Origin of the sequence: Aquamicrobium lusatiense (genome assembly GCF_014201615.1) — a bacterium.
Classification (GTDB): Bacteria; Pseudomonadota; Alphaproteobacteria; order Rhizobiales; family Rhizobiaceae; genus Mesorhizobium; species Mesorhizobium lusatiense.
This window is the reverse complement of record NZ_JACHEU010000004.1, coordinates 62,335-79,053: the sequence shown is the minus strand read 5'-3', so window position 1 is coordinate 79,053 and position 16,719 is coordinate 62,335. Positions and strand designations below refer to the sequence as shown.

Annotated in this window: 16 protein-coding genes and 1 pseudogene; 2 read left to right on the top strand and 15 right to left on the bottom strand. The window is 62.4% G+C overall.

Going from position 1 to position 16,719, the window contains the following annotated elements; genetic code table 11:
* Positions 1 to 140: 140 nt before the first annotated feature.
* The 7 genes from paaZ to HNR59_RS17475 form a co-directional block, all read right to left on the bottom strand.
* On the bottom strand, positions 141 to 2,198 hold the full coding sequence (paaZ, locus tag HNR59_RS17505; protein WP_183832329.1) for a phenylacetic acid degradation bifunctional protein PaaZ: 2,058 nt from the start codon (positions 2,196 to 2,198) through the stop codon (positions 141 to 143).
* Positions 2,199 to 2,292: 94 nt separating this feature from the next.
* Positions 2,293 to 4,104, bottom strand: coding sequence for an AMP-dependent synthetase/ligase (locus HNR59_RS17500; RefSeq protein WP_183832328.1), 1,812 nt, complete (start codon positions 4,102 to 4,104; stop codon positions 2,293 to 2,295).
* A 73-nt stretch (positions 4,105 to 4,177) separates the two neighbouring features.
* A complete protein-coding gene (locus HNR59_RS17495) occupies positions 4,178 to 4,987 on the bottom strand; it encodes an ATP-binding cassette domain-containing protein (RefSeq protein ID WP_183832327.1) in 810 nt (269 codons plus the stop codon).
* 5 nt (positions 4,988 to 4,992) lie between these two features.
* The gene (locus HNR59_RS17490; protein ID WP_183832326.1) at positions 4,993 to 6,174 is read right to left on the bottom strand and encodes an ABC transporter substrate-binding protein; all 1,182 of its coding nucleotides are present in this window, start codon (positions 6,172 to 6,174) and stop codon (positions 4,993 to 4,995) included.
* Between the two features lie 23 nt (positions 6,175 to 6,197).
* Positions 6,198 to 7,241 carry a branched-chain amino acid ABC transporter permease gene (locus HNR59_RS17485; RefSeq protein WP_183832325.1) on the bottom strand — a complete coding sequence of 348 codons (1,044 nt, stop codon included), beginning with the start codon at positions 7,239 to 7,241 and terminating at the stop codon, positions 6,198 to 6,200.
* Positions 7,241 to 8,122, bottom strand: a complete 882-nt coding sequence (locus HNR59_RS17480; RefSeq protein WP_183832324.1) for a branched-chain amino acid ABC transporter permease — start codon at positions 8,120 to 8,122, stop codon at positions 7,241 to 7,243. The genes HNR59_RS17485 and HNR59_RS17480 overlap by 1 nt, the downstream gene beginning before the upstream one ends.
* Positions 8,119 to 8,955: an ATP-binding cassette domain-containing protein gene (locus tag HNR59_RS17475; protein WP_183832323.1), complete on the bottom strand. Its 837-nt coding sequence runs from the start codon at positions 8,953 to 8,955 to the stop codon at positions 8,119 to 8,121. Before HNR59_RS17475 ends, HNR59_RS17480 begins: the two co-directional genes overlap by 4 nt.
* Before the next feature lie 419 nt (positions 8,956 to 9,374).
* On the opposite strand from HNR59_RS17475, the gene HNR59_RS17470 reads away from it, so the two are divergent.
* Positions 9,375 to 9,971: a TetR/AcrR family transcriptional regulator gene (locus HNR59_RS17470; protein ID WP_183832322.1), complete on the top strand. Its 597-nt coding sequence runs from the start codon at positions 9,375 to 9,377 to the stop codon at positions 9,969 to 9,971.
* 24 nt (positions 9,972 to 9,995) lie between these two features.
* Here HNR59_RS17470 and HNR59_RS21045 read toward each other — a convergent pair whose 3' ends face one another.
* Together HNR59_RS21045 and HNR59_RS17460 are read right to left on the bottom strand one after the other, a co-directional pair.
* Positions 9,996 to 10,238 (bottom strand): hypothetical protein, encoded by a 243-nt coding sequence (locus HNR59_RS21045; RefSeq protein ID WP_425488676.1) that lies wholly within the window; start codon positions 10,236 to 10,238, stop codon positions 9,996 to 9,998.
* A gap of 11 nt (positions 10,239 to 10,249) precedes the next feature.
* Positions 10,250 to 10,579: pseudogene (locus HNR59_RS17460) on the bottom strand (thiolase family protein); the annotation flags it as partial.
* 158 nt (positions 10,580 to 10,737) lie between these two features.
* Between HNR59_RS17460 and HNR59_RS17455 the strand changes: the two are divergent.
* Positions 10,738 to 11,379, top strand: a complete 642-nt coding sequence (locus HNR59_RS17455; RefSeq protein ID WP_183832319.1) for a transglutaminase-like domain-containing protein — start codon at positions 10,738 to 10,740, stop codon at positions 11,377 to 11,379.
* Between the two features lie 203 nt (positions 11,380 to 11,582).
* Here HNR59_RS17455 and HNR59_RS17450 read toward each other — a convergent pair whose 3' ends face one another.
* The 6 genes from HNR59_RS17450 to denD form a co-directional block, all read right to left on the bottom strand.
* The gene (locus tag HNR59_RS17450; RefSeq protein ID WP_183832318.1) at positions 11,583 to 12,002 is read right to left on the bottom strand and encodes an NAD-dependent epimerase/dehydratase family protein; all 420 of its coding nucleotides are present in this window, start codon (positions 12,000 to 12,002) and stop codon (positions 11,583 to 11,585) included.
* A gap of 98 nt (positions 12,003 to 12,100) precedes the next feature.
* Complete coding sequence (locus tag HNR59_RS17445; protein ID WP_183832317.1) at positions 12,101 to 12,868, bottom strand: hydroxypyruvate isomerase family protein; 768 nt, start codon at positions 12,866 to 12,868, stop codon at positions 12,101 to 12,103.
* A gap of 2 nt (positions 12,869 to 12,870) precedes the next feature.
* Positions 12,871 to 13,521, bottom strand: a complete 651-nt coding sequence (gene otnC / locus HNR59_RS17440; RefSeq protein WP_183832316.1) for a 3-oxo-tetronate 4-phosphate decarboxylase — start codon at positions 13,519 to 13,521, stop codon at positions 12,871 to 12,873.
* 3 nt (positions 13,522 to 13,524) lie between these two features.
* Positions 13,525 to 14,778 carry a 3-oxo-tetronate kinase gene (gene otnK, locus HNR59_RS17435; protein WP_183832315.1) on the bottom strand — a complete coding sequence of 418 codons (1,254 nt, stop codon included), beginning with the start codon at positions 14,776 to 14,778 and terminating at the stop codon, positions 13,525 to 13,527.
* A 2-nt stretch (positions 14,779 to 14,780) separates the two neighbouring features.
* Entirely contained in the window at positions 14,781 to 15,719 is a 939-nt protein-coding gene (ltnD, locus tag HNR59_RS17430; protein WP_343060857.1) for an L-threonate dehydrogenase, read from the bottom strand.
* Positions 15,716 to 16,711, bottom strand: coding sequence for a D-erythronate dehydrogenase (denD, locus tag HNR59_RS17425; RefSeq protein WP_183832314.1), 996 nt, complete (start codon positions 16,709 to 16,711; stop codon positions 15,716 to 15,718). The genes ltnD and denD overlap by 4 nt, the downstream gene beginning before the upstream one ends.
* Positions 16,712 to 16,719: the final 8 nt, after the last annotated feature.

The following is a 16,719-nucleotide window of genomic DNA, read 5'->3' as shown; positions in this document are numbered from 1 at the left end:
ATCTCTTTGTTTGACGGCATTTATGCGACGCCAGATGTTTCCATCCGGCGGCAAGACGCTCTGGCCGGCACGCACTGATGCGTTCAGCCCAAATTTCCGGGAGCGAGTGGGCCGATCAGAGCCACCCGATCCCCTGGTCATCACTGCGAACGGGTTCTGGCCACCATGGTCAGCACATCATAACTGGCGACGACAGCACCGTTCTGGTTGGTGACCTGACAATCCCAGCGTACCTCGCCATAATCCGTGGTGGCGCGAGGATTGATGTCCTTGCATGTCAGGCGAACCTGCAAGGTATCGCCCGGATAGACCGGCATCAGAAAGCGGAGATTGTCGAGGCCGTAATTGGCCAGTACCGGACCCGGAGCAGGATCAACGAACAGCCCCGCTGCGAAGGACGCAACCATGTAGCCATGCGCCACGCGTCCTTCGAAGAAGGGGTTTGCCTTTGCCGCTTCCTCATCCATATGGGCATAGAACGTATCGCCGGTGAAGGCCGCGAAGTGTTCGATGTCCTCCAGCGTGATCCGGCGGGTTGCCGTGACGAGCTGGTCGCCAGGTCTGAGTTCGGCCAGCGATTTGCGGAAGGGGTGTTCCTCGCCATGGGCCGCAGCGGCTCCCTCCTGCCACCTGCCGGTGATGGTACTGATCAGGCCGGGGGCGCCCTGAATGGCGGTGCGCTGCATGTAGTGTTTTACCGAACGCATGCCCCCCAGCTCTTCCCCGCCCCCGGCCCGGCCCGGCCCGCCATGCACGAGCATCGGCAAGGGCGAACCGTGTCCGGTCGAGCTTTTTGCGCTGAGCCGATTGCCGATCATCACCCGGCCATGGAAGGGTGCGAGCCCCAATGCCATGTCCCGGGCGAAACCGGCATCGTTGGTGAAGACCGAGGCAACGAGACTGCCCTTGCCGCGGCGCGCCAGATCCACGGCTTCGGCAGTGCTCTCATAGGGCATGACGGTGGCAACCGGCCCGAAAGCCTCGACATCATGAACGACGTCGGACGCAAGCGGTGCATCGCAATAAAGCAGCACAGGGCTGAGGAAGGCTCCGGCCTGCGGATCGCCGCTGACGAGCCGGGGATTATCCGGATCGCCGAACACGACTTCAGCCGCACGCGACAGATCGCGGATGCGCGCCCGCACCTCCTCGCGCTGCGCAAGGCTTGCCAGCGGCCCCATGCGCACGCCCTCATCCGCCGGATTGCCCAGCGTCGTCTTGCCAAGGCGCTCACGCAACGCATCGATCAGCGCCGGACATTGCGCGCGCGGCGCGATGACCCTGCGGATGGCCGTGCATTTCTGCCCGGCCTTGACCGTCATCTCGCGCACCACTTCCCTGACGAAGAGATCGAACTCCTCACTGCCGGGGCCAGCGTCGGGGCCAAGCACGGCGGCATTGAGACTGTCGGCTTCCATGGAGAAGCGCACTGAATTGGCAACGATGGCCGGATGCCGGCGCAATCTCTGCCCGGTCGCCGCGGAACCGGTGAAGGTAACGACGTCCTGACCATCCACATGATCGAGGAGATCGCCAACGGAACCACAGATAAGCTGCAATGCGCCTTCCGGCAGAAGGCCGCTTTCGATGATGCGCCGCACCATCAGTTCAGTGAGGAAAGCCGTCTGACTGGCCGGCTTGACGATGGCCGGCATGCCGGCCAGCAACGTTGGCGCGAGCTTTTCCAGCATTCCCCAGCAGGGGAAGTTGAAAGCGTTGATGTGAATGGCGACGCCGGTTAGCGGCGTCAGCACATGCTGGGCGCTGAAGCTGGAATCGCGTGACAGGGGTTCGGGATCACCATCCAGCAGAAGATGGGTGTTCGGCAGTTCGCGCCGTCCCTTTGAGGCATAGGACAGCAGCGTGCCGATGCCGCCTTCGATATCGATCCAGCCATCATTGCGGGTCGCGCCCGTTGCGAAGGACAGCGCATAGAATTCCTCCTTGCGCTCCATCAGCATCTGGCCAAGGGACTTGAGCATGAGGGCGCGCTCATGGAACGACATGCGCCGCAGCGTTTCTCCATGCCGGCGCCCGTAATCGAGCGCCGTCCGGAAATCGACCCCCGTCGAATCCACCAGCGCCACCACTTCGCCGGTCGAGGCGTCATGCAGGGCAACGCCTTCGCCCGCGCCTTCCAGCCAGCTTCCGCCGATGTAGCTCTGCAGCTTCCGGGCCTGCCCGCTTGAAAGTTCCATGCCTTTATCCTTCACCTGATTGATATGCGCGAAAACGCGTTCGCGGCCGCACATGGCGTGCGCGGCCAGCGTGAGCGGCAGCGGGGACGAGCGCTCACGCCCTGGCGTAGAGCGCCTCGATCTCCGCCGTGTATTTCTTCTGGATGTTGGAGCGGCGGACCTTCATGGTCGCCGTTACCTCGTCATCGTCATGATCCAGTTCCTTGGTCAGCAGATGGAAGCGCTTGATGCCAGCCACCTGTGCAAGCTGGGCGTTGGCGATGGCGATCTCCTTCTCCACCAGTTCGCGTACCCCTGGATTTTCCGAAAGATTCCTGAAATTGGTGTAGGCGATGCGCTCCTCCTCGGCCCATTTGCCTACCGTCTCGTAATCGATCTGGATGAGGGCCGAGACGAACTTGCGCGCTTCGGCAATGACGATGCATTCCTTGATGTAGGGGCTGCCCTTGACGGTATTTTCGATCTCGGAAGGACTGAGGTTCTTGCCGCCAGCCGTGATCATGATGTCCTTCAGGCGATCGACGATCCTGTACTGGCCGCCCTCAACCACGGCGACGTCGCCGGTATGCAGCCAGCCATCCCGGATGGTCGCCTCGGTCGCTTCGGGAGCCTTGTAGTAGCCGGAAAAAACCGTGTCGCCCCTGACCAGAACCTCGTCCTGATCGCCAAGCCTGGCTTCGACGCCAAGTAACGGCGTGCCCACGCAGCCGGAGCGCACGTCACCGACGCGCTGGCCGATGGCGACGCCTCCGGTTTCGGTCGCGCCATAGATTTCCACAAGCGGCACGCCGATGGTGCGGAAGAAGCGCACGATGCGCGGCGAGATCGGTGCGGCGCCGGTCATCGCCACCTTCGCCTTGCGCAGCCCGATGTAATTCTGCAAGGCGCGGAACACCAGCATGTAGCTGATCAGATAGCGCAGCTTCTCCGCCGGAGTACGGGCCGAGCGGGGCTTTTCGGCGAACGGCTCGCAGCCCTCATAGGCCCAGTCGAACAGTTTCCGGCGCCAGGGACCGGAATCCAGCATGCGCACATGGATCGAGGAATGCAGCTTTTCCCAGATGCGGGGGACGCCAAGGAACATCGAGGGCGCGATCTCGCGCAGGTCTTCCTGAACCGTGCGCAGGGATTCGCCGAAATTGATCTGCGTGCCGCAGTAGATCGGCGCGAAGGTGGTCATCATCTGCTCCGCGACATGGCACAGCGGCAGATAGGACAGATGCGTCATCTCCGGCGTGATGCCGAACAGGTCGGCAACCGCGATGGCCTGCGCGCGGATGTTGCGATAGGACAGCATCGCCGCCTTGGGCTTGCCCGTCGATCCGGACGTGTAGATCATCAGGGCGATGTCATCCGCCGTCTGGCGCTCCAGACACGCATCGACGAAGCCCGGATCAGCCTTGCGGTCGGCAGCGCCCAACTCTTCCACGGCATCGAAGGACACGACGATGTCGCCCGGGTAGGCCCGCATGCCTTTCTTTTCGACGACGACGATCTTCTTCAGGCGTGGAAGCTGGTCGCGCACCTCCAGCACCTTGTCGACCTGTTCCTGATCCTCGCACACGATGATCTCGGCATCGGAATGCTCCAGAACATAGCCCACTTCATTGGCCGGGCTGGTCGGATAGACGCCGATCGCCACCGCCCCGATCATGCCCGCGCCAAGCTGGGCCAGAACCCATTCGATGCGGTTCTCGGAGAGGATGGCGAGGTGCCCCTGCTGCGACAGGCCGAGCTTGCGCAGGCCATGGCCGACAGCAGCTGAGCGCTCGAAATAAGCCGCCCAGCTGACCGGGTTCCAGATGCCAAAATCCTTCTGCCGGACAGCAATGCGGTCCGGCGTGCGCCTTGCCTGCTCGCGCAGAATCTGCGGCAGGGTCAGTTCGGGAAAGCTTGACGGTGCCATGTCCTTCAAATCCATGTCTGCCCGCGCCGGCATCCGCCGGCGACGCTTCAAATCGGGTCGGCCGGCCGGCTCTTCAGGAGAGCCAGCGCTTGCGCCGCTTGTAGTGCTTCACGTCGCGGTAATTCCTGGCATCCTCGCCCGAACTCATACCGAGATAGAATTCGCGAACGTCCTGATCGTTGACGAGGCGTTCCGTCGGCCCGTCGAGCACGATCTTGCCGCTCTCCATGATGTAGCCATAGTGAGCGATGGCGAAGGCCACCGCGGCGTTTTGCTCGACCAGCAGCATCGACACGCCGGTCTCGCGGTTGATGCGGGCGATGATGGTGAAGATCTCCTCCACCAGCAAAGGTGACAGCCCGAGCGATGGCTCGTCCAGCAGGATGAGCTTGGGCTGGGCGATCAGCGCGCGGCCGATTGCCAGCATCTGCTGCTCTCCGCCCGACAGATAGCCCGCGCGACCGTGGCGACGCTCGTAGAGGCGGGGGAAATAGCCATAGACGAGATCGAAGGACGGCGGCCTGGTGCCACGCCCGGTCTGGGCATAGGTGGCGGCGGTGAGGTTTTCCTCGACTGTGAGGTCCTCGAAGATGCGCCGGCCTTCCATGACGTGGAAGAGACCGCGTCGCACGAGGCCGTGCGGCGTGTCTTCGGCGACCTTGCGCCCGTCGAAGTCGATGGCTCCGGACGTCACCGCACCATCCTCTAGTTCGAGAAGGCCCGATATGGCCTTCAGCGTCGTGGACTTTCCGGCTCCGTTGGAACCCAGCAGCGTCACGACCTGACCGCGTCCAACGGAGAGTGACAGGCCGCGCAGCACCTGGATCGTCTTGTTATAGACGACCTCGATGTTCTCGACCGAGAGGATGGTTTGGCTGGTCACGTTCGTCAGTCCTTCAGGCTGATCCAGTCCGACACGGGCTCCATGCGCCTGGCGCTGGCGCTGTACTGGTAGATGCGCCCCACCGGAATGGAATTGCCCGAGATGCTGATCGGCACGCCGATGATGCCGCCGGTGTCGAAATCCTGAATGGAGTTCAGCGCGGCCTTCAGGTTGGCGCCGTTCAGTTCCTTGCCGGCATCCAGCGCGCGCTTTGCCGCCTCCGTCATCAGCATGGCGGTGAGGAAGCCCTGCGTGTAGCCGGTCGGCTGATACTGAGGACGCATCTGGCGGATGCGCTCCAGCATCGGAGCATCGGCCGCATCATCATAGTAGTAGCGATAAGGCATGACGCCCATGAAGCCATCGGCATGCTCGCCCACATCTTCCCAGATGCTGGAATCCATCGACCAGAACGTGCCCATGAACTTGGTTTCAAGGCCGAGCTGCCTCGCCTGCGTCATGAATTCCGGCAGAGGGGACAGGATGTAGCCGTGGAAGATGGTGTAGTCGGGCCGTGCGCGGCGCAGCTTGAGAACTTCGGTCGACACATCGACGGCGCCCGGCGGCGTGATGATCTGTTCGACGACTTCCAGACCAAGCTCCTTCGCCCGGGCGGTCGAGGGTTCGATCGGATCGCGGCCGAATTCGCCGTCGGAATTGACGAAGACGATGCGCGCGCCCGGCTTTTCCTTCGCGATGTGCTCCAGCAGGATCGAGACCATCTGCGAGTAGTCCGGACCGGCAATGAACTGGTTGGAGAAGGTCTCCGGATTGTTGATCTCCGAGGCAAAGGACACGCTGGTCAGCATGATGTCGCCGCGCCGCTCCAGCTCCGGGTTGATGGTGCGGGAGAAACCGGTCGAATCGCCGTAATAGAGGTGGATGTTCCGGTGCTGGGTCGTCAGCTTGTTGAAGATGGCTACGGCCTGATCGATCTGGTGGCCGGTGTCCTCATAGATGAAGCGTACCGGCTTGCCGTTGATGCCGCCTTCCTCGTTGATCATCTTCACATAGTCGCGGATCCCGGCTTCGATCGCCACGCCCGCAAAGGCGAATACGCCGGTCAGCGGCATGGAGCCGCCGATGATGATTTCATCCACGTCCTGCTGCGCGAAAGCGGGTGCGGCAGTTGCCAGCACCGACGACGCCAGCAGCGCCATGAACATTCTCCTGGTAATGCCCGACATTCCGGTCTCCTCCTTGTTCGGGGTTATTTCTTGAAAGGCCACAGGTGGAAGAACCGGCGGATACGCTGGACGATTTCGGCCAGCCCCTGCGGTTCAAACACCAGAAACAGCATGATCAGCGCGCCAAAGGCGATGGTGCGGATCGGTGACAGAAGCGAGCCGGCATCCGCCACATAGGGCGAGGCAGCCTCGACCGCATAGCGCAGCACTTCCGGCACGAGCGTCATGAAAATGGCGCCGAGGATCGCACCCAGAATGGATCCCATGCCACCGACGATGATCGCGGCGAGGAAGAAGATGGAATCGGCAAGCGTCAGGCTCTCCGGGCTCACCACGCGGAAGAAGTAGACCCACATTCCGCCCGCCACACCCGCATAGAAGGATGAAATGGCAAAGCTCATCAGCTTGTAGCGCAGCAGCGGAATGCCCAGCACGCCGGCCGAGATGTCCCGGTCGCGAATGGCGATGAAGGCGCGGCCAATGCGGGTTCGGAACAGATTGGCCGCCCCGATGACCATCACGACGGTGATCGGCATGAACACCCAGTAAAGCTGGAAATAGGTGGTAAGCTGCGTTCCAAACAGGCTGGCGGGGGACACCTGCAGGCCGCGTGCGCCACCCGTCACCGACGTCCAGTTCAGGAAGACGAAGTGCAGGATGATCGAGGCGCCGATGGTGGCGATTGCCAGATAGAGGCCCTTGACCCGCAGCGAAGGAATACCGACCAGCATGCCGACAGCCGCCGCGACCCCACCGCCCAGCAGCAGGTTCAGCAGGAACGGCATGCCTGTATTGCGCTCCAGCCAGGCGACCGTGTAGGCGCCGACCGACATGAACGCCGCCTGCCCGAGGCTGACGAGACCGGTATAGCCGGTGAGGATGTTGAGGCCGGTGGCGCTGGCGACGTTGATCAGCACGAGGCAGGCCAGATAGAGCCAGTAGGAGTCCAGCACGAAGGGTGCTGCAAGCAGGCTGGCGGCCAGCACGCCGCACCATGCCATCTGGGTGCGGGTACGGATCAGAGCCTCGTCGGCAAGATAGGTTTGCTTGGCAGTGGCGATACGCATCAGAGCCTCTCGATCTCGCGGGTGCCGAAGAGGCCGTAGGGCCGGACCATCAGCATCAGGATCAGGATCAGGAAGGTGGAGACGGACTTGTATTCGCCGCCGAGATAGGTGCCGGCCCAGGCCTCGACGAGGCCGATGACCAGTCCCGCGATCAGCGCGCCGGCAACCGAATCCATGCCGCCGACGATGACCACCACCAGTGCCGAAAGGCCGAAGGCACCCATCGTGGGCGAGATACCGCCGATGGCGCCAAGCAGAACGCCTGCACCGGCAGCTGCCCCACAGCCGATGATCCACGACAGCGAGAAGACGGCCGGCACGTTGATGCCGCAGGAATAGGCGGCAGCCTGATCGCTGGCCGTGGCGCGCAGGGCGACACCGCCGCGCCAGTAGCGAAACAGCACGAGGAAAACGGCAATGACGACAGCCGCCACACAGAAGCCGACCGCGATCTTGCGCGACACATAGAGTTCGCCAATGAAGACGGGAGCACTGCCAATGAAATCAGGCAGGGTGCGCGGATTGGCACCCCAGATGAACTCGACGAGGCCGACCAGAACGGAACCGAGCCCCACGGTGACCATGAAGATCGAGATCGGGCTCTCGCCCAGCATGCGGCGGATGACACCGCGCTCGACGATGCCGCCGATGACGCCACCGCCGGCGATGGCCAGCGGCAGCGCGAGCCATGGCGACAGGCCGAGCCCTGCCGCAAAGGCAAAGAATATATAGGCGCCCATCATCAGGATCTCGCTGATGGCGAGGTTGATGACCTGCGTTGCCTTGTAGATCAGCACGAAGGCCAGTGCGGTAAGCGACAGCAGCGCACCGGAGCCGAGACCCGCCAGCGACACTTCAAGAAAAAACAGAAAATCGCTCATGCGGCGCGCTCCGCGGCTTCACCGGCCAGCTTCTTCATCAGCGCCGCCGGATCGCCCGATCCCAGATAGGCGGCAACCACATCGGGATTGTTCTGCACTTCTTGCGGCAGGCCGCGGGCGATGACCTGACCGAAATTGAGCACGACAACATGGTCGGAAATATCCATGACCATGCCCATGTCGTGCTCGACCATCAGGATCGTGGTGCCCCACTCCTCCTTCACATCGAGAATGAAGCGGGCCATGTCCTCGGTTTCCTCGCGGTTCATGCCGGCGACAGGCTCGTCGAGCAGCAGGATGCGCGGACGCATGGCCAGCGCGCGGGCCAGCTCGACGCGTTTCTGAAGGCCATAGGAGAGCGAACCCACCGGCATATGCCGGATATGGTTGATCTCCAGAAAATCTATGATGTCGCGCTCGATCTCCGCGCGAAGTTCCATTTCCTCGCGCGCCGCCCTGCCGAAATAGGTGAGCGCCTGCAGGACATTGGTGCGCATATGCGCATGACGGCCAAGCTTGATGTTGTCCAGAACCGTCATGCCGCGAAACAGCGCGATATTCTGGAAGGTACGGGCAAAACCCAGCTTTGCGCGCTGCGGCGGCGCAAGGGCGCTGACATCGCGCCCATCGAAGCGAACCGCGCCGCGCTGCGGCTGGTAGAAACCCGAAATGCAGTTGAACATCGAGGTCTTGCCGGCACCGTTCGGACCGATCAGAGCGGTGATCCTGCCAGGCTCGGCGACGAAGGAAGCATCGCTGATGGCCTTCAGCCCCCCGAAGGAGAGATGAAGCCCCTCAAGCTCAAGCCGCCCGGGCGCAACGGAAACGCTCACGGCAAAACCCTCCCTGCCACATGCAGGCGTTCGGACATCATTTCGACTGGCCTCCCGGCTTGCAGAACGCACAGCACCAACGGCCTGCCGGGAACTCGTCCGCGGCAACCTTCAGGCAGCGCCCATTCCTGAAATCATCTCCCTGTCCATCCGGAAGAAGCTGCCACCTGAACGGCAAGCGCTCCTTCCCCGGATCGGACATAAAGCTATAATTGACTGACCGGACGGTTTATGCAAGAACTTTTTTTGAGCCCTTAGCGGGATTTTTTCAGAACGGGAACAAGTGCGAACATATGGGCGCATCGGGCGCCATCAGCATCAGGGCAACAATCCTGCCAGCAGTCCCCACGAACAACTGTTCTGCCCGCCATGAAATGAAATTCCGGCAACGCGCCGCAACAGGACTGGATCAAGCGGACATGGCCAGAACACGGGCAGCCGATTTCGAGGAAAAGCAACGCAGCATCCTGACAACCGCTGCGAGCACTTTTGCAGAACTGGGAATAGACCGGGCCTCGATGGCCCAGATCGCATCACGCAGCGGCGTATCGAAGGCGCTGCTCTATCATTATTATCCGAGCAAGGACGCCCTGATCTTCGACATCGTGCACACGCATCTGAGCGAACTGGACGATGCGCTGGCGCAGGCAGATGACGCCAACCTGCCGGCGGAGACGCGGCTTCGCCTTATCGTCGGCCAGCTCCTTGAGCATTATCGCAACGCCGACAACTACCATCAGGTGCAGCTTACCGGAAAGAACGTGCTGCCGCAGGAGATGACCGATCAGCTGCGCGCCATCGAGCGGAGCATCGTGGCCCGCTTCTCCACCCTCCTCAACGACATCAATCCGAAGCTTGACGGCGAGACACCGCTGCTGATGCCGGTCACGATGTCGCTCTTCGGCATGATGAACTGGATGTATATGTGGTTCAGGCCAAACGGTCCCATCAGTCGCGATGCCTATGCCGACATCGTGACCCGGCTGATCATCGCCGGCAGCAAGTCCCTCGTCTGACCACCCCGCAGCCAGATGCACGTTTCACTGACAGCGCGTCCATTTCCGCAGAAGGTGTCGAACCCGCTGGATGATCGGAGCAATGCCCTGCCCCATCCCCACCACACATGGTGCACAGACCATAACGGCCACCCCGCCGCTGAAGCTGACAGATGGCACTGGTGACGAGGCGCTGCCGCTCATGCCCGGCGGATGACCCATCGCGATGGCACCGCCATTGGGGTTCACATGGGGCGCATCATCAGGCAATACAGGCTCGCGCGGCATGGCCAGCATCACTCGCAATCGCCGGACCGGATCGCCCGCGCAGCCATGTCCTCGGCAGCCATGCCCGACCTGCACAGGCGGTTGACGGTCGTGCCCGGAACGGACACAGGCATGACGGCAAGCAGCACGGCCATGCGTGCCACATTGCGGTTGTCTTCGCCGGCCTGATTGGCGCAGCCATAGATGACGTCATCCACAATGGACCCAGCCATGTCCGGATTGCGCCGGACAAGACCGGCGAGCGGAATGGCTGAGAGGTCATCGGCATGCACCGCCGACAGGGTTCCGCCATAGCGGCCAATGGGTGCGCGCACCGCATCGCAAATGAAAGCGTCCTGCATGCAGAAGCTGCTTCGATCCACCGCAATTGGAAATTGACCGTCCGTCCGGTCTATAATTATATTGTGGATGCAGTTCAACTGGCGGATATGCCGGAGCGTGGTTTGCGCCAGTATGCCGGCACACCGGCCCCGATACTGAGCCGGCAAGGGAGGACACCATGGACAATGCGCTGAAGGCGACGCGCTATCTGGATTTCGGGCACCCGTCGATCCGCGACTTCGCGATGGAGACGGCAGGCAGCGGCAATGATGTGTCGAAAGCGGTGCGCCTCTACTACCGGCTGCGCGACATGATCCCCTATTCGCTCAACAGTTTCGGCGTTCGCGAAGAGCTGTTCATCGCGTCGAATGTGCTGGAGGCAGCTTCATCCTTTTGCGTGCCGAAAGCGATCCTTCTCGCTGCTTCGGCACGAGCCGTAGGGGTGCCGGCAAGGCTGGGCTTTGCCAATGTGCGCAATCATGTGACCTCACCGCGCGTCGCCGAACTGATGGATGACGACATCTTCCGCTGGCATGCCTACACATTGCTTTTCCTCAACGGAAAATGGGTCAAGGCGACGCCGGCCTTCGACCAGGCATTGTGCGACCGTCAGGGCATGGAGCCGCTGGAATTCGACGGAAAACATGATTCCATCTTTCATTCCTATGGGCGGGATGGCCGGCTTAGAATGGAATACATCGACTATATCGGCGAGTTTGACGACATGCCCTACACCACCTTCGTGGACGATATGCGCCGCGCCTATCCACGCATGATCGAAGCTTTCGACCCGCAAGGCGCCCTGCAATCGGCGATCTGAACAGGGATCCAGCTGCCAAAGAAGGCAATCGTGTCACTGGTGGTGCAAGAGCTAGCCAAATGCCAAAATCACTGGAAGACGCCGGGAGATGTTTGGTCCCATCGCAGACCCTGAGAAACTGCTGGCGCGGCGGGCCCACCTGATCGACGGGCGCGCCGGCAAACGCTCAGAACCGGGTAGCGTCGCCTGCACAGCGGTTCAGATCAGGAGATTTTGCTGAGATCTCCGGAGAAACCAACCGGCACATAAAGTGCGCCATGGAAAGCGCGCTCCATTTCCGGCTCGTCTTCAGGCTTCATTGCCGCAAGAATTTCCGCAGCATAATTTTCCGCGTTGTCGAGAGGAATGTAGCCGATGTTAGCGCGATTGGGATCGGTATAGAGTTCGCGCGAATTCGCCGAGACGCCATATACGACCTCAAAGTGAATGCCTTTGGCCTGCAGTGAGCAATTCACCAGTTCGACGCAATCACGCGGGCTGAGCCATGTTCCGAGGTGCCGCACAGTCGTCGGCTTTGGCTGGAACGAGGCAATCCGCAGCCCAACAACTTCCATTCCATGCTTGTCCGCATAGAAGCGTCCTAACGCCTCGCCAAACACCTTGGACTGGGCAGCCTCATGCACCACGGCGCACAGATCGGCGATCCCTCCCTCCAGCCATTCGAAAAATTGCCGGAGGATGATCGGATAGTCTTCGCGGCGATCAGGATTCCGCAACGCTTTCAGCGCCAGGCTGCCAACCAGCCAAGTCCTGCTTCGGTCGTACCGCGCGGCTTGTATTCGGCGCCGAAGTGGCCACGATAGCCGCCTTCCGCCAGCTTCGGCAGAACAGCAGAAAAATCGACCTCGCCTGAGTCCGGTTCGCCGCGATCCGGAACGGCGGCGAACTGGACATGGCCGATATTGTGCTTGTGGGCCTCGAACTCCTCAAGCACCGGCTTTCCCGAGCGTCCGACATGATAGCAGTCGAACATGATCCGGATGTTGTCGCGGCCGGCCTCTGCGATGAGGGCGGAAGCCGTTGCATTGTCGCTGAGGAAATAGCCCGGCGCATCGTGCTGGTTGATCGGCTCGATCAGGATCGTGATGCCTGAAGGTTTAGCCTTGTCGGCGGCATAGCGCAGATTGGCGATGAAGGTTTCGCGTGCTTCCGGCGCAGCGATCTTGCCAGCCATCACGTGGACAGCGGTTGCGCCGATTTCCACAGCATACGCCAGTGCCTGATCGATGGCGGCATGAGCATCCTGCTCGCGGCCCGGCAATGCGGACAATCCGAAATCGCCATTTTCCACATTGCCGCGCGATGTGTTGAGCCCGAGCACCGGCAGGTCGGTTTCGGCCAGCGCCTGCTTCAGGTCCGAAGCATCTGTCGCATAAGGCCAGTGCAATTCCACAGCGCTGAACCCGGCACGTTTTGCGGCGCGCACCGCATCCGGCAGCGACAGCTCCGTCCACAGGAAGCCGAGATTGGCTGAAAAGGACAGGCTCATGATTATTCCCACTCGATATTGAAATGATCGACGATGTCGCGCACCTGCGCGGGCGTCAGCATTCTGGGCGACATGCCGCGCGTGAGCAGCGCGAGACGCGCGGTCTCCTCAAGCTCTTCCATGGCGTAAAGTGCCGCTTCCAGATCCTTGGCGGCAACCACAGGCCCGTGATTTGCCAGAAGTATGGCGCCGCGCTTGCCGGCAAGGCCACGGATCGCCTCGCCGATGGCCGCATCGCCCGGCCGGAAATAGGGCAGCAGCTTCACCTTGCCGAGCCTCATCACCGAATAGGGCGTCAGCGGCGGCAGCACATTGTCGGGATCGGTTTCCGGCAGCATCGAAAGCGCCACCGAATGGGTGGAATGCAGATGCACGATGGCGCCGGACTTCGCGCCGCGCGTTTCGTAGAAGGCCGAATGAAGCGGCATTTCCTTGGTCGGCGCATCGCCGGAAATCAGGCGGCCTTGCGTGTCGAGCAGCGAAAGGCGGCCGGGGTCGAGCGTACCCAGCGATGACCCCGTTGGCGTGACGAGCAAGCGGCCATCTGACAGGCGCGCCGATATATTGCCGGATGCGCCGCCTGTCAGGCCGCGATCGAAGACCGAACGCGCCATGGCGCAGATCGTTTCACGCAGACGCGCCTCTTCGCTCACCCCTTATCTCCCTTCCAGCATGGCCAGCGCCTTGGAGAAGAAATCCTCCGAGCCGAAATTACCAGACTTGAGGGCAAGGCCGAAATCCTCGTCGCCAAGGCGCAGCATCGGCACGCCGGGGTCGATCTCGGGGCCAACCTGCAAGGCTTCGCAGGCAAGGCCCTGCACCACCGCGCCGGATGTTTCGCCGCCGGCGGAGACCAGCCGTTTCACGCCAAGCTCGCGCGCCTGTGCCGCCAGACCGGCAAAGAAGGCTTCGATGCGGCCTGCAAGCTCTTCGGTTCCGTAACGTTTCTGAGCGCGGCCAACCTCCTCCGGATCGGCGGAGGAAAACACCAGCGGCGCGCCGTCGAGGTTCTGCCGGAGCCATGCGGCGGCGGCGGCAAGAGTCATGTCGCCGGATATCAGGGCATCTGCCTTGATTTCCAGAGAAGGGTGGCCGGCGCGGTAATGCGCGACCTGCGCCCGCGTGGCACGCGAGCAGGAGCCGGAAAGCACGGCACCGGCTCCATCAATCGCCTTCCACTGAACGTCGCGGTTTCCGATCAGCCCTTTGCGGCGGAAATTTTCCGGCAGGCCGAGGGCGACACCTGAGCCTCCGGTGATCAGCGGAAGATCCGCTGCCGCCTCGCCGATGGCGAACAGATCCTCATCCTGCACCGCATCGACGACAACCAGCTTGTGGCCCTGCGCCTGCTGGCGGATGAGCGCTTCACCGATGGCCTGCGCGCCGCGCCGCACATCGCTGAAGCCGACATGGCCAACCGGCAGCGCGGTCTGGCGCTGAAGCCAGCGGCGAATGTCCGGATCGGTCATCGGGGTGAGCGGATGCGCCTCCATGCCGGATTCGCTGAGCAACCTGTCGCCCACGAACAGATGGCCCTGATAGATGGTGCGGCCGGTGGCCGGGAAAGCCGGACAGACGATCACCTTTTCGGCGCCCAGCGCCTTCACCAGCGCCTCTGCCACGGGGCCGATATTGCCCTGCGGCGTGGAATCGAAAGTGGAGCAATATTTGAAGAAGAACTGGCGGCAGCCTTGTTCACGCAGCCAGTCCAGCGCCGCAAGCGACTGCGCGACAGCCTCCCCTGGCGCAATGCTGCGCGTCTTCAGCGCCACGACCCCGGCTTCCACGCCGGCATCGGCCCTGCCCTGCGGTACGCCGCAATATTGCGTCGTGGCCATGCCGCTTTTGACCAGCGTGTTGGCCAGATCGGAAGAGCCGGTGAAGTCGTCACCTATGCAGCCCAGCAGCATGTTCACTTGTCCTCGTAGCGTTTCGGCGGCAGGTCGATGCCGCTTTGGGCAGCGTAGAGTTTGACCAGCGCCACATCTCCTTCGCGCCCCATGCCTGCGGCGGAAGCAGCACGGTAGCGCTCAAGCGCGGCCTGTGAAACGGGCAGGTCTAGCGCTGCGCCGGAAGCCGCTTCGGTGACGATGCCCAGATCCTTGACGAAGATATCGACCGCCGAATGCGGCCGGTAGTCGCCATCGGCAATGTAGGGACCACGGTTCTGGAACATCCATGAGGAGCCCGCGCAGGCGGGAATGACCTGCATGATCTGGTCCGCATCCAGCCCCTGCGCGATGCCGAAGGCAAAGGCTTCCGCGGTGGCCGCGATATGAATGCCGGCCAGAAGCTGGTTGACGCTCTTCATCGCCGAGCCGGGCCCGGCCTTGTCGCCCAGCCGGAACAGGGTTTCGGCCATGGCATCCAGCGCAGGCTCAGCTTTTGCAAAAGCTTCCGGCCTTCCGGAGGCCATGATCGAAAGCTTGCCCTGCGCGGCGCGTGCCGAACCGCCGGAGATCGGGGCATCGAGATAGAGAATGCCCTTTTCTGCAAGCCGTTGCTCGAAAGCGATAGCCTGCTGCGGGTCGATGGTGGCGCAACTGATCACCACCGCACCCGGCTTCAGCCTTTCGGCAAGGCCATTCGCGCCGAACAGGGCCTCGCTTGTCTGTGCGCCGTTGACCACAACGAGGATCGCACCATCCGCTTCGCCTGCAGCTTCTGCCAGCGTGCGGTCAAGCCCTGCTTCGGTGCGGAAGCGTGCCTGCGTTTCTGCATTCAGGTCAAAGCCGTCCACGCGAAGGCCGGCGCGCAGCAGCGAACGGCCCATGCCGTAGCCCATTGCGCCAAGGCCGATCAGAAGGAAGTTTTTTCCGCTGACGGTGGTGTCCTGCACTGCTGCGCTCACGATGCGCGCTCCACAGCCGGTGCGTAATCCTCAAGATAAGCGCGCACGATGGCTTCGAACGACTCGTCAGCCTCGAAGCCGAGGCTGAGCGCCTGACCGGCGTCGAATGCCTGCGGCCAGGTGGAGATGATCGCCTCGATGGCCGGGTCTTTCTCATGGCGGATGAGGGCAACTGCGGCCTCACCGGCCGTGGTGCGCAGCGCCTCGATCTCATCGGCCACCGTTGCCGAAACACCGGGCATCGTCATGTTGCGGCGCTCGGTCAGCAACTCGCTGCTGACCGCCGCGGCATGGGCCATGAAGCCGATCGCCGCGCGCGGGCTGGCGAACCAGTGGCGCACGGAGGTGTCGACCGGCAAGGTTGCAGGCAGACCCGCCAGCGGCTCGCGCAGGATACCGGAGAAGAAGCCGGAAGCCGCCGCATTCGGCTTTCCCGGGCGAATGCAGATGGTGGGTAGGCGGATGCCAATACCATCGAGGAAACCGCGCCGGCTGTAATCGGCCAGAAGCAGTTCGCCGATGGCCTTCTGGGTGCCGTAGCTGGAGCGCGGCGTGATGATGTAGTCGTCGCCGATGACATCAGGCAGGGGCGAGCCGAACACGGCAAGCGAGGAGGTGAAGACCACGCGCGGGCAATAGCCATCCGCCTCATGCGCCTTGCGGATAGCCTCGAACAGATGGCGGGTGCCGTCCAGATTGATGCGATAGCCTTTCTCGAAATCCCGCTCCGCCTCGCCCGATACGATGGCCGCCAGATGGAAGATCACGTCGGGGCGGGATGCGATGAGATCTGTCGCCGTTTCCGGCAATGAAATATCGCCGGTCTCGACCGTTACGCCAATTTCTTCAGCTGAAGGCGTATTGGCAGCAACGATGTCGAACAGCGTCATCCGCCCGACCTTGCGGCCGCCGATTTGGCCATCCTTCACGAGGCGCTTTGCCAGCCCGTCGCCGAGCATGCCGGCCGCGCCGATGATAAGGCAGTGAAGCATTTGCACAG

What these genes read in the sequence shown, in the direction of transcription:
- paaZ (WP_183832329.1), bottom strand. Translation starts at nt 2,198, where the DNA reads ATGGAACTTTCAAGCGGGCAGGCCCGGAAGCTGCAGAGCTACATCGGC.
- HNR59_RS17485 (WP_183832325.1), bottom strand. Translation starts at nt 7,241, where the DNA reads ATGCGTATCGCCACTGCCAAGCAAACCTATCTTGCCGACGAGGCTCTG.
- HNR59_RS17480 (WP_183832324.1), bottom strand. Translation starts at nt 8,122, where the DNA reads ATGAGCGATTTTCTGTTTTTTCTTGAAGTGTCGCTGGCGGGTCTCGGC.
- HNR59_RS17500 (WP_183832328.1), bottom strand. Translation starts at nt 4,104, where the DNA reads ATGGCACCGTCAAGCTTTCCCGAACTGACCCTGCCGCAGATTCTGCGC.
- HNR59_RS17455 (WP_183832319.1), top strand. Translation starts at nt 10,738, where the DNA reads ATGGACAATGCGCTGAAGGCGACGCGCTATCTGGATTTCGGGCACCCG.
- otnK (WP_183832315.1), bottom strand. Translation starts at nt 14,778, where the DNA reads ATGCTGCTGGGCTGCATAGGTGACGACTTCACCGGCTCTTCCGATCTG.
- HNR59_RS17490 (WP_183832326.1), bottom strand. Translation starts at nt 6,174, where the DNA reads ATGTCGGGCATTACCAGGAGAATGTTCATGGCGCTGCTGGCGTCGTCG.
- HNR59_RS17445 (WP_183832317.1), bottom strand. Translation starts at nt 12,868, where the DNA reads ATGAGCCTGTCCTTTTCAGCCAATCTCGGCTTCCTGTGGACGGAGCTG.
- HNR59_RS17470 (WP_183832322.1), top strand. Translation starts at nt 9,375, where the DNA reads ATGGCCAGAACACGGGCAGCCGATTTCGAGGAAAAGCAACGCAGCATC.
- denD (WP_183832314.1), bottom strand. Translation starts at nt 16,711, where the DNA reads ATGCTTCACTGCCTTATCATCGGCGCGGCCGGCATGCTCGGCGACGGG.
- HNR59_RS21045 (WP_425488676.1), bottom strand. Translation starts at nt 10,238, where the DNA reads ATGCCGCGCGAGCCTGTATTGCCTGATGATGCGCCCCATGTGAACCCC.